The organism is Arsenicicoccus piscis (assembly GCF_022568835.1).
In the GTDB taxonomy this organism is placed as follows: Bacteria; Actinomycetota; Actinomycetes; order Actinomycetales; family Dermatophilaceae; genus Arsenicicoccus; species Arsenicicoccus piscis.
Genome location: NZ_JAKZHV010000003.1, coordinates 276,583 through 292,499 on the forward strand (window position 1 = coordinate 276,583; position 15,917 = coordinate 292,499).

At 71.5% G+C, this 15,917-nt stretch carries 9 protein-coding genes, 1 pseudogene and 1 riboswitch; of the genes and pseudogenes, 7 read left to right on the forward strand and 3 right to left on the reverse strand.

The annotated features are described in order from the left end of the window. Positions 1-12 precede the first annotated feature (12 nt). Both MM440_RS07160 and MM440_RS07165 read left to right on the forward strand, forming a co-directional pair. Positions 13-351, forward strand: a pseudogene (locus tag MM440_RS07160) (ATP-binding cassette domain-containing protein); the annotation flags it as partial. 2 nt (positions 352-353) lie between these two features. Next, positions 354-2,894, forward strand: a complete 2,541-nt coding sequence (locus tag MM440_RS07165) for an FtsX-like permease family protein (RefSeq protein WP_241443632.1) — start codon at positions 354-356, stop codon at positions 2,892-2,894. Positions 2,895-3,050: 156 nt separating this feature from the next. Here the strand turns inward: MM440_RS07165 and MM440_RS07170 are convergent, their stop codons facing one another. After that, entirely contained in the window at positions 3,051-3,362 is a 312-nt protein-coding gene (locus MM440_RS07170; RefSeq protein WP_241443633.1) for a DUF4235 domain-containing protein, read from the reverse strand. Positions 3,363-3,400: 38 nt separating this feature from the next. Further along, positions 3,401-3,507, forward strand: a riboswitch (TPP riboswitch). Between the two features lie 68 nt (positions 3,508-3,575). Here MM440_RS07170 and MM440_RS07175 point away from each other — a divergent pair. The 3 genes from MM440_RS07175 to MM440_RS07185 are packed head-to-tail and all read left to right on the forward strand — an operon-like array spanning position 3,576 to position 7,567. Continuing rightward, on the forward strand, positions 3,576-4,220 hold the full coding sequence (locus MM440_RS07175; RefSeq protein WP_241443634.1) for an ECF transporter S component: 645 nt from the start codon (positions 3,576-3,578) through the stop codon (positions 4,218-4,220). Then, positions 4,217-6,706, forward strand: a complete 2,490-nt coding sequence (locus MM440_RS07180; RefSeq protein WP_338155618.1) for an ATP-binding cassette domain-containing protein — start codon at positions 4,217-4,219, stop codon at positions 6,704-6,706. The genes MM440_RS07175 and MM440_RS07180 overlap by 4 nt, the downstream gene beginning before the upstream one ends. A gap of 39 nt (positions 6,707-6,745) precedes the next feature. After that, positions 6,746-7,567, forward strand: coding sequence for a helix-turn-helix transcriptional regulator (locus tag MM440_RS07185; protein WP_241443635.1), 822 nt, complete (start codon positions 6,746-6,748; stop codon positions 7,565-7,567). Positions 7,568-8,703: 1,136 nt separating this feature from the next. Here the strand turns inward: MM440_RS07185 and MM440_RS07190 are convergent. Both MM440_RS07190 and MM440_RS07195 read right to left on the reverse strand, forming a co-directional pair. Continuing rightward, positions 8,704-10,101, reverse strand: a complete 1,398-nt coding sequence (locus MM440_RS07190) for an MFS transporter (protein WP_241443636.1) — start codon at positions 10,099-10,101, stop codon at positions 8,704-8,706. Continuing rightward, positions 10,098-11,462: an MFS transporter gene (locus MM440_RS07195; protein WP_241443637.1), complete on the reverse strand. Its 1,365-nt coding sequence runs from the start codon at positions 11,460-11,462 to the stop codon at positions 10,098-10,100. The genes MM440_RS07190 and MM440_RS07195 overlap by 4 nt, the downstream gene beginning before the upstream one ends. 285 nt (positions 11,463-11,747) lie before the next feature. On the opposite strand from MM440_RS07195, the gene MM440_RS07200 reads away from it, so the two are divergent. Both MM440_RS07200 and MM440_RS07205 read left to right on the forward strand, forming a co-directional pair. Next, on the forward strand, positions 11,748-12,203 hold the full coding sequence (locus MM440_RS07200) for a helix-turn-helix domain-containing protein (protein WP_241443638.1): 456 nt from the start codon (positions 11,748-11,750) through the stop codon (positions 12,201-12,203). Beyond that, positions 12,200-15,910, forward strand: coding sequence for a nitrate reductase subunit alpha (locus MM440_RS07205; protein ID WP_241443639.1), 3,711 nt, complete (start codon positions 12,200-12,202; stop codon positions 15,908-15,910). The genes MM440_RS07200 and MM440_RS07205 overlap by 4 nt, the downstream gene beginning before the upstream one ends. Positions 15,911-15,917: the final 7 nt, after the last annotated feature.

Sequence of the window (15,917 nt, forward strand, 5' to 3'; positions counted from 1 at the left end):
CCCGTCGCCGTCCTCGGCATCGGCGACCGGCTCGGTCACCGCCCGAGCGAGCTCTCCGGCGGCCAGCAGCAGCGGGTCGCCGTGGCGCGGGCACTGGTGACCCGGCCGGACGTGATCTTCGCGGACGAGCCGACGGGTGCGCTCGACTCGGTCTCGGGCCAAGAGCTGCTCTCCTTCTTGCGGCGGTGCGTGGACGAGCTCGGTCAGACCGTCGTCATGGTCACCCACGACCCGGCCGCCGCGGCGCACGCCGACCGGGTGGTCCTGCTGGCGGACGGCCAGGTGGCGGGCGAGCTGGCCGACCCCACCGTCGACTCGGTGCTCGAAGCCCTGCGCGGACTGGGAGCCTGACCATGGGTTCTACTGTGCAGCTTGCTGTTTCGTCCGTCCGCGGGCAGGGCCGGCGGCTCGTGAGCGCGCTCGTGGCCGTCGTCCTCGCCGTGGCCTTCGTGGCTGTCACCCTGCTGACCGGGGCCACGCTGGAGCACAGCCTCACCCGGGTGGTCACCGACGAGGTGGGTGACGCGTCCGTCGTGGTCACTGCCGCTGACGGATCCCGAGGCGCCGGTGCGCGGGTCCCGCTGTCCTCCGTAGACCGCATCGACGCACTGCCCGGGGTCGAGACCGTCTCGGGGGCGGTCGCGTCGCTCGTGCAGGCGCGCCTGTCGGGGCAGGACGTCGTGATCATGGCGCGCACCCCGCGCCCCGACGACGGAGCGCTGACCTCCGGTCGTCGTCCCGCGGCCACCGGTGAGGTCGCCGTCTCGAGCCGGCTGGCCGAGGAGGGCAAGCTCTCGGTCGGCAGCACCCTGACCCTCGTGCCACCCGCGCCGGACCAGCCCGCACCCACCGCCCGCGTGGTCGGCGTGATCGAGCCGTCGGGTCTGGTAGCGATGCCGCAGACGGTGTACGCCGGTGCGGTGGACATCGGTCGGTGGACGGGGCAGCCGGGCTACAGCGAGCTCCTGGTCAAGGGGACCGGCGACCCGGGGGCGCTGCGCGAGCAGGTCAGGGCGCTGCCCGGGCTCATCGGCAACGGCACCACCGTGCGCACCGGGTCCGACGAGATCGCTTCGCGCATCAGCGATCTCGGGGCGAGTACCCGCGTCCTCACGCTGCTGCTGCTGGGCTTCGCGGGGATCGCGGTGCTCGTGTCGAGCATGGTCATCGCCAACACGTTCGGCATCCTGCTCGCCCAGCGCACCCGTGAGCTGGCCCTGCTGCGCTGCGTCGGCGCGCGTCGACGCCAGGTGTTCGGCTCCGTCGTCGTCGAGGCGCTGTTGCTCGGGCTGCTCGGATCGCTCGTGGGGCTGGCCGCCGGCCTGGGACTGGCCCAGGTGCTGATCCGGTCGACGCGCGGGACGGCCGTCGAGCTGGGCTCGCTGCACGTCACCCCCACCGCGCTGCTCGTCCCCGTGCTCGTGGGCGTGGTGGTGACCGTGCTGGCCTCGGTCGTCCCGGCTCGTCGGGCCACCCGGGTGGCACCGCTGGCTGCGTTGCGGCCCACGGGTGCGGTCGCTGCCCGGCGGCTCGGGCGGGTGCGGCTCGGCGTCGGGCTGGTCCTGGCGGCGGTCGGGGGAGCCCTGCTGGTGCTCGGCGCGTCGGGCCCCTCGCTCCCGCTCGGCCTGGCCGGAGGCGTGCTCAGCTTCGTCGGCGTGCTGCTGCTGTCGGTGGTGCTCGTGCCCGCGCTGGCCCGTGCGGTCGGCGGGGTGGCCGGCCGGTTGACCGGGGTGCCGGGCGAGCTCGCGGCGGACAACACGGCGCGCAACCCGCAGCGGGCCGCGACCACGGCGTCGGCCCTGCTCGTGGGCGTCGCCCTGATCACGATGATGAGCGTGGGCGCGGCCACGGCCCAGCGCGGGGTCGACGACGAGATCGACCGCCGGTCCCCGGTCGACGTCGCGCTGCACCTCGACACGGCGTCCGTGCCGCCGGCCCTCACGAGCGCGCTCGCCGCCGACCGGGACGTGCGCGCCTCCGGCACCGTCTGGTCGCCCCGGGCGGAGGTGCCCCTCACCCTCGCGGGCTCGGCGGGTGGCTCGACTGGTGGCTCGGCCGCTGGTTCGTCGGACGGCTCGGCCGCCGACGCCGGTCGCCCCCTGTCGATGTCGGTGCAGGCGGTGAGCCCGGAGGCGGCGCGCGCGAGCCGCTACCCGGCCTACTTCGTCGGCCTGGCGCCGGGGACCGTGCTGCTGCCGGCGTCGCTGGACGTCGCGGACGGTGCGTCGGTCGTCGTCGGGCAGGGCGCGAAGGCCGTGACCCTGCGGGCCTCGGTGTCGCCGGACCGGATGGACGCCGCCGTCGTCACGCCGGAGACGCTGCGCCGCCTCGACCCCGCTGCCACCAGCGCGGTCTGGGTGCGCCTCGCCGACGGCGTCGACACCTCCGCCGCGGTCGGCCGGGTCGGCGAGACGGCCCAGCGGGTCGTCCCCGGCGTCCAGGTCGACCCCCTCGCCCTGTCCCGCCAGGAGGTGCAGGACCAGGTGCAGATCGTGCTGCTCGTCGTCACCGGGCTGCTCGCCGTCGCCGTGCTCATCTCGCTGGTGGGCATCGGCAACACCGTCAGCCTGTCCGTGCTCGAGCGCAACCAGGAGTCCGGCCTGCTGCGCGCCCTCGGGCTCACGCGGCGTCAGCTGCGGCGGACGTTCGGCCTCGAGGCGATCCTGCTCGCGCTGGTGGGGGTGCTGCTCGGGCTCGGTCTTGGGTTGGTCTACGGGTGGGCGGGGGCGCACGCGCTGCTGAGCGGCGAGGTGACCCACGTCGGTCTCGTCGTCCCCTGGGAGCGGCTGGCGCTGGTCGCGGTGATCGCCGTCGGTGCCGGCTGGCTCGCGTCGGTGCTGCCCGCCCGACGGGCCGCACGGGTCAGCCCGGCAGCAGCGCTGGCAGCGGAGTAGCCCACGGCTCGTGGCAGTGCTCCGTAGTCCCGCAGCACGGCCGAGACGGCGGTCGCGGACCGAGGTGGCTGGTCTACCAGCCGGTTTCGGTCACCGACCGCCGTCTCGGCGAGTGGTGCTGCTGTGGTGGTGCTGTGTGAGGTGGGGTGGTGCTGCTCAGTCGGCCTTGTTCGACATGGCGTCGAGCTTCTGGTCGAAGTGGTCGGTCACGTGCTCGTCACGCTCGAGGGCGTGCATGTAGTAGCCCGCGGCCTTGCGCTGGGTGAGCAGCTTGGCGATGCCGACGACGAGCCCGGAGAGCGCGGCGAAGGCGATCGCCTCCTTCCAGTCGACCTCGGGGTTTGTCGGGTCGGAGGGGGCCTCCTTGCCGGTGGCCTTCTGCCAGCCCTGCGTGACGACCTTGTTGGCCACCGTTCCGACGAGCACCGCCGCGGCGGTGCCGATGATCTTCCACACTTGCGGTCCCATGACTGGAGTCTCACACGATTTCCGGTGTAGCGTCACGTTTTGCACGACAGGGGAGCGCAGCGAGCGCTGAGAGTGTGGCAGGACGCCACAGACCCTCGAACCTGATCCGGTTAGTACCGGCGAAGGGAGTCGGGATCTTCTGCATCCATCCGGATGCCCCCTCTGTGAACGGGTCGGCACCGTGCCGCCCCGCATGGAGACAGGACACGCATCATGAATCCTCGGACGGACACCAGCACGCGCTCCGGGCGCACTGCCTCCGGGCGCTCGCTCTTCGCCTGGCGCGGCATCGACTTCGTGGTCGGTGCGATGCTCGCCGTAGGCCTCGGGGTCGCGTTCTGGGGCTTCGACACCTTTCTCTACCCCGTGCTCAACGGCGCCACGGCGGGCTACCCCCCGATCGGGGGCCTGATGCTCGGCATCTGGCTGCTCCCCGCCGTCGCGGGAGCCCTGCTGATCCGCCGCCCCGGTGCCGCGATCTACGTCGAGATCATCGCCGCCGTGGTGGAGGCGCTGCTCGGAAACCGTTGGGGCGCAGCGGTCCTCGTGTCCGGCTTCCTGCAGGGGCTGGGCGTGTCGGTGGCCTTCGGGCTGCTGCGGTGGCGCCGCTTCGACGTGTCCGCCGCGATGCTCGGTGGTGTGCTGGCCGCGGTCTTCGAGATCGCGGCGTACGAGTGGTGGTCCTACTACCCCGACTTCAGCTGGACGCAGAAGCTCGTCTACCTCGGCTGCGGCATGCTCTCCGGCGCCGTGATCGCCGGCCTCGGCGGGTTCGCGCTGGTGCGTGCCCTCGCCCGCGCCGGTGCCGTCAACGCCTTCCCGGTCGCCCAGGAGGCCCGCGAGAACGCGCTGCGGTGAGTCTCGACCGCACGCAGGGGGCTGCTGCTGGTGGCGTGGGAGTGGGCGTGGGCGTTGGTGTGGGCCTGACGGCGGGCGCGGGTGTGTCGGCTGGCGCGCGCTCCTCGGGGGCCCTGGAGGGCGACCACGAGCTCGTCGTCCGTGACCTCACCTGGCGCCCGTTCGGCCGGCGCGACCCGATCCTGGACCACCTCGACCTGGACCTCGCGCCGGGGGAGCGGGTGCTCCTCGCGGGACCGTCGGGATCGGGCAAGTCGACCCTGCTGCGCGCGCTCGCGGGGGTGCTGACGAGCACCGACTCGGGCGAGCTGAGCGGCTCGGTCGCCCTGGGTGGCCACCCGGTGCTGGACCACCCGACCGGTGAGGTCGGTCTGCTGCTGCAGGACCCTGCCGACGCCATGGTGGCCGGCACGGTCGGGCGCGAGGTCGCGTTCGGCCCCGAGAACGCCGGACTGGCGCGCGAGCAGATCTGGGAGCGGGTCGAGGAGTCGCTGCGGCTCGTCGGGTTCCCCTACGGCATCGACCACGAGGTGCGCGCGCTCTCCGGCGGGGAGGCGCAACGGCTCGCGCTGGCCGGGGTGCTCGCGCTGCGTCCGGCCGTCCTGCTGCTGGACGAGCCGTGCTCGATGCTCGACCCGGCCTCGGCCGCCACCGTGCGCGACGCGGTCGCCGGCGCCGTGGCCCAGAGCGGTGCCACCCTCGTCGTCGTCGAGCACCAGCTCTCGCACTGGACCGACCTCGTCGACCGCCTCGTCGTGCTGGACTATCAGGGCCACGTCGTCGCCGACGGTCCGGTCGCCGACGTGCTCACCGCCGAGCGTGACCGCCTGCTCGAGCTCGGTGTCTGGGTCCCGGGCGCCGAGGCGCCCGCCCCGCTCCCGGTAGACCCCTCCCTCGCCGAGCCTGCCCCCGGAGCCGGTGGCGTCTTGGTCCGCGCCGAGGACGTCGGCGTGGTGCGCACGGTGCCGCCGGGCCTGTCCTCGTGGCAGGTCGTGCACGACCCCGTCGTCGCGCTGGCCGGCGCTGACGCCGAGGTCAGGGCCGGGTCCGTGCTCGCGCTGCGCGGCGCGAGCGGTGCCGGCAAGTCGACCCTCGCCGCCGTGCTCGCGGGCCTGCTCGAGCCGACGTCGGGGATGGTGACCCGCATGCGCGTGGGTGACGCTGGTGCTGGTGCTGGTGCTGGTGCTGGTGCTGGTGGGGGTTCTGGCGGCGCGGCAGGTGCTGGCGGCGCCTCGGGCGACTCGGCGGGACTGGCTGCGGGGACCGGGTGGTGCCCGCAGAATCCCGAGATCGGGATGGTCGGGCGCACGGTCCGCGACGACGTATGCACCACCGGGCGAGCGCTCGGCCTGGACGAGGCCTGGCTCGAACGCCGCGCGCAGGGGTTGCTCGGGGCGCTCGGGCTGGGCCCGGAGCTGTGGGAGCGCGACCCGCACACCCTCTCGGGGGGCGAGCAGCGCCGCCTCGCCCTGGCGTCCTCGATCGCCCACGGCCCCGGCCTGCTGGCCCTCGACGAGCCCACCGTCGGGCAGGACCGATCGACCTGGAGCGCGGTGCGCGGGGTCATCACGGCCGCGCGGGACGGTGGCACGGCGGTCGTGCTGGCCACCCACGACGCGCAGCTCGCGGAGGTCGCCGACGACCAGGTGGTGCTGGAGCGGCAGCCGGCCGGTGGGTCTACGCGAGCCGGGGGGGCTACCGACGCAGAGGGACGTGCCCCGCGGGAGCCGGCCGGGGGGTCTACCCGGCCAGGGAGGCGCGTGACCTCGGGGCTCGCAGCGCGCAGCGGACCGCTCGCCGTCCTGCTGGCGAGCGTGATCCCGATGGCCGGGGCGCCGTTCCTGCGCGACTGGCGGACGGCGGCGTTCGGGCTGGTGGCGTTCCTGGTCGTGTCGCCACTCGTCCTGGGGCGCCGCTGGCCGCAGCCGCTCCACCGCCTCACGCCCGTGCTGATCGGGGTGCTGTCGCTGCTGTTCTCCAACTGTTGGCTCTCGCCCGACCGTGATCTCGCGTCGGCGGCGCTGCCGGCGTTGCGGCTGGGCTTCTTCGCGGCACCCGCGGTGCTGCTGATGGCGTATCTCGAGCCGTTTCCGCTCGGCGACCACCTGGGGCAACGGCTGCGGGTGCCCGGACGTCCGCTGCTCGCGGGGGTAGCGGCCCTGCAGCGGTTCGACTCGCTGGTGGCGACCTACGCCGAGCTGCGGGTGGTGCGACGGGTGCGCGGCATCGCACCGCCGCGCCGATCAGTGGTCGGTCAGGTCCGCGAAGCCGCGTCGCTGACCTTTGCGCTCCTGGTCCACGGGTTGCGGCAGGCCGCACGGATGGCGGTGGCGATGGAGGCGCGGGGATTCTCGATGCCGGTCGCCACCGGCCGCCGCCGCACGTGGGCCCAGCCGGCACCTTGGCGCGGCACTGACACCGCCCTCGTCGGCGTGATTCTCCTGGTCACCGCCCTCACGATCGGTGTCGGAGTGGCACCATGGTGATCGTCGCCGAGGTGGGCGACCGGGGCCGCAGGAGGGGGCATGACCAGCGAGTTGCAGGGCGGATCGGCGACCTCTCAGGACGCCCGGCGCCCGCTTCTCGCCTCGTCGATGCGGCGCCGCATCCTCGACGCCCTGCTTGCCGTGCAGGACGAGAGCGACGCCCTCACGGACCTGCGCCGCGGGGTCGGCCCCGCGGGACGGCACGGGCTGTCGGCGCCTGAGCTGGCGGAGACCTTCGACCTGCACGTCACCACCGTGCGCCACCACCTGGACGCGCTCGAGGCGGCAGGGGTGGTGGTCGGATTCGCCGAGCAGCGGCGTTCGGTCGGGCGTCCGCGCAAGCTCTACGCCGTCCAGCGCCGGGCCATCCCACCCGGCCGCGACACCGCGTCGTTCCAATCCCTCTCAGAGCTCGTCAGCGGATTGTGGCGGGCCGAGTCCCCCGACGTGCTCGCCGCCGAGTCGGCAGCCCAGGCCTGGGCCCGTGCGGAGCTCGCCCGGGAGGGTGTCGCGCCGCTCGTCACCGGGCTGCCGGTCACGGTGGGCGCCTTCCTCGACACGGTCGTGCGGCTGGAGAGCCAGCTGGAGGCGTGGGGCTTCGTCGGCCGGATCCACCTGGTCGACGGCGGCCGCCAGATCGACCTGGACGCCGTCGAGTGCCCGTTCCGAGCGATCGCCCGCAGCCACCCCGACCTGGTCGCCGCGGTCTACCGAGGTCTGGTCGCCGGCACCCTCGCCACCCTCGGTCTGCACGAGGCCATGATCGACGCCGCCCCGCCCCTCGAGGACCGCCCCGGTTCCATGCGCATCACCGCAGCCCTCGACCCCGACGTCTGGATCGGCGTGCGCTCCCTGCGGTAGATCCGTCTGGTTCAGCGCCGGGTCGGTGGCGAGGTGCCGTGTCGGCCGGCGCCGGGTGTGGGCGAGCGCCGTCTCGGTGGGTAACCCGCGTCTCGGCACCGACGCGATGCCCCCAGCCGGCTTGGGGACTCCGTGCGGCGGGCGGGAAGGCTTCGGCTGCAGGGTTTGCGGGGTCCGGCGCGTTGAGTCTGCAGATGTCGGACACGACACGCCGTGATCGTGTCCGACATCTGCAGGTTCGATGGGTCTGGGGTCGCTGGGTGACGTCGGCGATGGGGTCCGGGGTGTGGTGCTGGCCGCCGAGATGGCGGTTGGTGACCGAGACGGTGGTTGGAGACGCCAGGCGTGTCGAGATGGCTGTCGGGCACCGAGATGTCTGTTGTGCCAGCCGTTTCGGTGGCTAGGTGCCGTGTCGACGGTGGGGGCGTGGCTAGGTGCCGTCTCGGTGGCCAACAGCCGTCTGGGCGGTAGAGCCGTCTGGTTCAGCGCCGGGTCGGCGGCCAACTGCCGTGTCGACGGTGGGGGCGTGGGGGGTGTGGCTAGCTGCCGTCTCGGTGGCTGACTGCCGTGTCGCCGGCGGTCGACGGGGGAGCCGGAGGGGTGGTCTCCGCCGCGGCTACGCCAGTCTCGACGGCAGACCCAGTGCCCACCGCGGGCCCGGTCGAGGCCCCGGTGTCTACAGCAGGCCCACCGTCTACAGCAGGCACAGTGTCTACAGCGTCCCCAGTCTCGACAGCAGTCTCAGCCTCGGCCTCGTCGTCGGCAGGGCGCTCGAGGCCGACCACGATCTGGGCGACCTGCCAGACGGCGAGGCAGACGAGCGGGCCGGCGAGGACCCACAGGGCCAGCGCCAGCTTCTGCGGCGTCAGGCCAAGACTCAAGCCATCACCCAAGCCACCCAGCCCACGACCCAGCAGGACCGAGGCGACAGGGAGGGCAGGCGAGCCAGGCACGGGTGCTTCCTTCACGGGGCGCAGAGGGGTGTCGCGACCGGTGCCGGCGGCCGGTCGTCCGGGAGGCGGACGGGCCGACGACGGCTACGCGGTGCGACGTGCTGACACCATGTGTAACGAAGGCCCGGGTCGCTGGTTACGGGAACCAGTCGACCCGGGCCTGTTGTCACCCGGATGGTCTGCTCAGCTGGGCTTGGGGGCTCCGGGGCGGGCGTAGCGCATCCAGACGATGACCGCGCACATGACGGCCCAGGCGACGCCGACCCAGTAGAACAGGGTCGCGCCGAGCATGCCGACACCGAGGCTGAAGAAGAACGGACCGAAGGCCGCGATGGCCGCCGTCCACCCGATCACGCCGCCGGCCTGGCGCCGCTCGAAGATCATCGGCATCTGCTTGAAGGTCGAGGCGTTGCCGATGCCGGAGAACAAGAAGATCGCGAGCATGCCCCAGAGGAACCGGGTGAAGCCGCCCTGGAGCGCCGCGGCCGAGGAGGTGTCCGGCGTCAGCGCCGGGATCGTGTAGATGATCGAGGCGATCAGTCCCAGCGCCGAGACGAGCGACCACCTGGCGCCACCCATCCGGTCGGTGAGCGGCGAGAACAGCACGCGCGCACCGGCGCCGACGAGCGGGCCGAGGAAGACGAAGGCCGCCGGGTCGGGGATGGAATAGCCGCTGACCAGGATCCGCGCGGAGGCGCCGGACCCGGCGACGATGTCGGTGTTGCCGGACCCGTAGAGGTTGCCCATCAGCAGGCCGAACTGGGCGGACAGGCCCGAGAAGGTGCCGAAGGTCATGATGTAGATGAGCGTCATCCACCAGGTGTCCTGGTTGGAGAAGATGTCGAACTGCTGGCGGATGTTGGCCTTGACCGGCACCGACTTCAGCGCGAACCACGCCCAGGCGGCGCCGATGAGGATCAGCGGGATCCAGACGAACGCGGCGTTCTGGTACCACACCTCCTTGGGGGCCTTGCCGGCGATCTTCATCGACTGGCTGTGCCCGAGGAAGCCGAGCATCGAGAAGCCGATCAGCCACGGCGTGAGCAGCTGCACCAGCGAGACGCCGAAGTTGCCGATGCCGGCCTGCAGGCCGAGCGCAGTGCCCTGCATCTTGCGCGGGAAGAAGTAGGACGTCGACGGCATGAAGCCCGAGAACGCGCCACCACCGATGCCGGCGAGGAACGCGAGGACCATGAGCTCCCAGTAGGGCGCGGTCGGGTTGATGACCCGCACGCCCCAGCCGAGGACGGGGAAGACGAGCAGCAGCGTGGTGAGGGACACCATCTTGCGGGTCCCCATGATGGGCGGCAGCACCATCCACACGATGCGCAGCAGGCCGGCGGCGAGGCCGGGCATCGCCGCCATCCAGTAGAGCTGGTCCTTGGTGAACGTGTAGCCCAGGGCGTTGAGCTTGGGGATGATCGCGCTCGGCAGGAACCATGCGACGAAGCACATGGTGAGCGTGAACGTGGTGATCCACAGGGTCTTCCAGGCCAAGGCCTTGTCCCAGGTCTCCTCGTTCTCGGGGTCCCAGGACTGGAGCCACTCCCCGCCGGAGCGGGGTGTCGTAGTGGTGCTCATGCGGTTGCCTCCACGGCGGGTTCGGTGCGGGTGGGGATCGAGGCGTTCGGCGCCTCGAAGTGGTCGGACAGCTCCGGGGAGCTGCGGTGCAGCATGTGGACGACGGTCCAGTGCATCCAGGCGAAGCAGACGAGGGTGAGCAGGAACAGGACGAAGAACGTGCTGGACGGGAAGCCCGACCAGACCTTCGTGTAGGCGAACAGCGGCGGCAGGAAGAAGCCGCCGAGGCCGCCGAGCATCCCGACGAGACCGCCGACGGAGCCGACGTTGTCGGGGAAGTACTCCGGGATGTGCTTGTAGACCGCGGCCTTGCCGACGCCCATCGCGCACCCGAGCAGGAACAGCACGATGGTGAACGGCACGACGCCCATCGAGTAGGCGAGGTGCTCGCTCTGCGACCCGTCGGGCTGGTGGATGACGACGTGCCCGTTGGGCATCATCAGGATGCCGGAGGTGACGGCCATGACGACGAACGTGCCGTACATCGCCTTGCGCGCGCCGAAGCGGTCGGAGAACCAGCCGCCCACCGGCCGCAGCAGCGACGCCGGGAAGATGAACAGGGCGGTGAGCAGCCCGGCCTCGGTGAGCGAGACGCCGAAGTTGTCCTGGTAGTACGTGGGCAGGGTGCCGGACAGCGCGACGTAGGCGCCGAACACGGCGACGTAGTAGAGGCTGAAGCGCCAGACCCGCAGCTCGCGCAGCGGGGCGAGCATCTCGCTCATCGGCTTGCTCGAGCCGGGCTTGCGGTCGTGGCGCGGGGTGATCAGCAGGGTGAGGACGGCGAGCAGCACGAGCAGCGCGGCGTAGATCACGGGGACCAGTCGCCAGCCGCCCTGCAGGAAACCGAAGTAGGACGCCCCGGTGGTGCCGACGATCAGCGGCGGCCCGATGAACTTGGTGACCGAGGCGCCGACGTTGCCGGCGCCGAACACGCCGAGGGCGAAGCCCTGCTGGCGGCGGGCGGTCCAGGCGGCGTTCCACGCGATGCCCACGCTGAACGAGTTGCCGGCGAAGCCGACGAGGAATGCGAGGACCAGGAGGGCTGCGTAGGAGTGGGCCACCGACACGAGGTAGGCCGGGACGGCGGTCGCCGCCAGCATCACCACCATGACCTTGCGGCCACCGATCCGGTCGGTGAGCATGCCGGCCGGCAGCCGCCACATCGATCCGTTGAGGATCGCGGCGGCGAGGATCCAGCTGTACTCGGCCTCCGACAGGTGCAGCTCGGCACGGATCGGCTTGGCGAGGATCCCGAACATCGTCCACACCGCGAACATCACGGTGAAGGCGATCGTCGAGACCGTGAGGACGCGCCCGGCACCAGGGGGTGACTGGTCGGACGCGGTGGCCTGGTGGGCCATGAGGTCTCCTCGGAGGTTTTAAAGGACGAATGTTGAGATTGGCAGTGTAGAACCCACCATCCGACCACGCAGCAGCGGGTCGGGTAAAACGACCCTCGGCGTGTCGGATCCGCATCCATGCAGGTCCAAGCCTTGGCAAAGATCGTAGAGCGCGACCCGGCCACCCCTTCGTGGCGCGCCGGGCGACTGCATGGTTAGATGGGCCAAGTCCTCTAAATAGGGGATCGAGACCTCTTCCGCCAGGGGGTCCGGACCGTTGTGCCGAGTCGAGTCGAGGTGAGTCCCGTGAGCGTCGCTGCTGTGGGCGGCCCGCTGCTCGCGTCGTCGATGCGGCGCCAGATCCTGGAGGTCCTGCTCGACCGTGGCACGCCGCTGTCGGCCGCCGAGGTCGGCGACCTGGTGGACCTGCACGTCACCACGGCGCGCTTCCACCTGGACACGCTGGTCGCCGCAGGGGTGGTGGAGGCGAGCCGCGAGGACCGCCACCGCGTCGGGCGCCCGCGCAAGCTCTACGGCGTGGTGCCGCAGGCCGTGCTGGGACAGGCGGGCCGCCGACCGCGAGCCGCCCACGCCCTCGACGACCTCCCCGGGCGGGTCTGGCGCCACCGGGCCGCCCTGGACCCGCGCACCAAGGTGACCCGGCTCAACGCGTTCGACCGCACCGACGAGCCAGACAGCACAGACCCGCCAGACCGCACAGACCGCACCGTCCCGTCCGCACCCCACGAGGAGCACCCATGAGCACCGCTGCCGGTCATACGCACCGCCGATCCGGGCTCGACGGCCCGTTGAGCGAGGCCCTCGTGGGCACCCGGCGCTTCTTCACCAAGGGCACGGTGTCACCCGACCGGCGCACGCTCACCGAGGTGGGTGGCCGCTCGGGCGACGCGTTCTACCGTGACCGTTGGGCGCACGACAAGGTGGTGCGCTCGACGCACGGCGTCAACTGCACCGGGTCCTGCTCGTGGAAGGTCTACGTCAAGGACGGGATCATCACCTGGGAGGCGCAGCAGACCGACTACCCGAGCCCGGGGGCGGACCGGCCGGACTACGAGCCCCGCGGCTGCCCGCGCGGCGCGGCCTTCTCGTGGTACACCTACTCGCCCACGCGCGTGCGCTACCCCTACATCCGCGGGGTGCTGCTCGAGATGTTCCGCGAGGCCAAGCGGCGCTACGGCGGCGACCCCGTGCTCGCCTGGGCGTCGATCGTGCAGGATCCCGAGCTGCGCGAGCGCTACCAGTCCGCGCGCGGCAAGGGCGGTCTCGTGCGCGCGTCGTGGGGCGAGGCGTGCGAGATCGTCGCTGCCGCAAACGTCTACACCATCAAGCGCTGGGGCCCGGACCGGATCGCGGGCTTCTCGCCGATCCCCGCGATGTCGATGGTGTCGTACGCGTCCGGCGCGCGCTTCACCGAGCTCATCGGCGGGGCCATGCTCTCGTTCTACGACTGGTACGCCGACCTGCCCGTCGCGTCGCCGCAGATGTTCGGCGACCAGACCGACGTGCCGGAGTCCGGCGACTGGTGGGACGCGGCCTACCTGATGATGTGGGGCTCCAACGTCCCGCTGACGCGCACCCCCGACGCGCACTGGATGACCGAGGCCCGCTACCGCGGCCAGAAGGTCGTCGTCGTGTCGCCCGACTACGCCGAGAACGTCAAGTTCGCCGACGAGTGGCTCGCGGCCGCGCCCGGCACCGACGCGGCGCTCGCGATGGCGATGGGTCACGTCATCCTCAAGGAGTTCTTCGTAGACCGTGAGGTCGAGTTCTTCCGCGACTACGTCACCACGTTCACGGACCTTCCGTACCTCATCACGCTGGACCGTCAGGACGACGGGACCTACACCCCTGGCAAGAACCTCGTGGCCGGCGACTTCGACTGTGCCGAGAAGGAATCCGAGAACGCCATGTGGAAGCCCGCGCTCGTCGACGACGTGACCGGGGAGGTGGTCATCCCGCGCGGCTCGCTCGGCCACCGCTTCGGCGAGGAGGGCGTCGGGCAGTGGAACCTCGACCTCGGCGACGTCCGTCCGCGGCTGTCCCTGCACGGCGACGGGGTGGCGTCGGTCGAGGTGCGGCTGCCGCGCTTCGACGCGCTCGACGGCAAGGCGGTCATGACGCCGCGCGGCGTGCCCGTCGCGCAGATCGGGGACCAGCTCGTGACCACGGTCTTCGACCTGCTGCTCGCGCAGTACGGCGTGGCGCGACCGGGCCTTCCGGGCCAGTGGCCGACCGGCTACGACGATGTCGACGCGCCCTACACGCCGGCGTGGCAGGAGGACATCACGTCCGTGCCGGCCGAGGCGGTGGCCCGCATCGCGCGCGAGTTCGCGCAGAACGCCGCTGACACGCAAGGGCGTTCGATGATCCTGATGGGTGCCGGCACCAACCACTGGTACCACTCGGACCTCATCTACCGCGCCATGCTGATGCTGACGACGATCACCGGGTGCCAGGGCCGCAACGGCGGCGGCTGGGCGCACTACGTCGGCCAGGAGAAGATCCGGCCGCTGACCGGCTTCCAGCACACGGCGTTCGCGCTCGACTGGCAGCGGCCGCCGCGGCACATGGCGCAGACGGCCTACTGGTACCTCAACACCAGCCAGTACCGCTACGACACCTACGACACCGACGACATCGGTGCCGGGCTCGGTGCGTTCGAGGGGCGCGCGGTCGCCGACCTCGTCGCGCAGTCCGCCCGGCTCGGCTGGCTGCCGTCCTACCCGACCTTCAACCGCAGCTCGATCGCGCTGCCGGACGAGGCCGCGCAGGCCGGCATGGAGGTGCCCGCCTACGTCGTCGACCAGCTCAAGAAGGGCGAGCTGCGTTTTGCTGCAGAGGATCCCGAGGCCGAGGAGAACTGGCCGCGCATCCTGATGATGTGGCGCGCCAACCTGTTCGGGTCGTCCGCCAAGGGTGACGAGTACTTCCTCAAGCACCTGCTCGGCACCGACAACGCCGTGCACGCCGAGCAGGCGCCCGAGAGCAAGCGCCCCCGCGACGTCGTCTGGCGCGAGCAGATCCCCGAGGGCAAGCTCGACCTGCTGATGACGATCGACTTCCGGATGACGAGCTCCACGATCCTGTCCGACGTCGTGCTGCCGGCCGCCACCTGGTACGAGAAGCACGACATCAACACGACCGACATGCACCCGTTCATCCACTCGTTCAACCCGGCGATCTCCCCGCCGTGGCAGTCCAAGACCGACTGGGACGCGTTCAAGGAGATCGCCAAGGTCTTCAGCCGGCTGGCCGAGGACCACCTCGGGACGCGCACGGACGTCGTCGCCAAGCCGCTGTGGCACGACACCCCCGAGGCGATGGCCACGGTGCACGGGCGGGTCCTGGACTGGAAGGCCGGCGAGTGCGAGCCGGTGCCGGGCAAGACCTTGCCGGTGCTGGCGGTCGTCCAGCGCGACTACACCGCGGTCTACGACAAGATGACGGCGATCGGGCCGCTGTTCGACACCCTCGGCACGACGACCAAGGGCATCACCTGCGATGTCAAGCGCGAGATCGACTACCTCAAGACGCGCAACGGCGTCGTCCACGGCGGGGTCGCCGACGGCCGGCCCAAGCTCGAGACCGACATCCAGGTCGCCGAGACGATCATGACGCTGTCCGGCACGACCAACGGGCACCTGGCGACCCAGGGGTTCAAGGTCCTCGAGAAGCGCACGGGCACCGAGCTGCACGACCTGTCCGCCGAGCACGAGGGCAAGCTGGTCACCTTCCCCGACACCCAGGCGGCGCCCGTCCCGGTCATCACCTCGCCGGAGTGGTCCGGCTCGGAGACCGGGGGCCGGCGCTACAGCCCGTTCACGATCAACATCGAGCGGCTCAAGCCCTTCCACACGCTGACCGGGCGCCAGCACCTCTACCTCGACCACGACTGGATGCAGAAGATGGGCGAGTCGCTGCCCACCTACCGGCCGCCGCTCAACATGACCCGCCTGTTCGGCGAGAAGCCGCTCGGCGAGACCGGCGAGCTGGGCGTGTCCGTGCGGTATCTCACGCCGCACAACAAGTGGTCGATCCACTCGGAGTACCAGGACAACCTGTTCATGCTGTCGCTGTCCCGCGGTGGTCAGGGCATCTGGATGAGCGACCAGGACGCCGCGAAGATCGGTGTGCGAGACAACGACTGGGTCGAGGCGGTCAACCGCAACGGCGTCGTCGTCGCGCGCGCGGTGGTGAGCCACCGGATGCCGGAGGGCACGGTCTACATGCACCACGCGCAGGACCGGCTCATCGACGTGCCCCTCACCGAGACCGACGGCAAGCGCGGCGGGATCCACAACTCGATGACGCGCATCATGGTCAAGCCGAGCCACGTCATCGGGGGCTACGCCCAGCTCGCCTACTTCTTCAACTACATCGGCCCGACGGGCAACAACCGCGACGAGGTGACGATGATCCGCAAGCGTTCCCAGACCGTCGAGTACTGAACAAGCC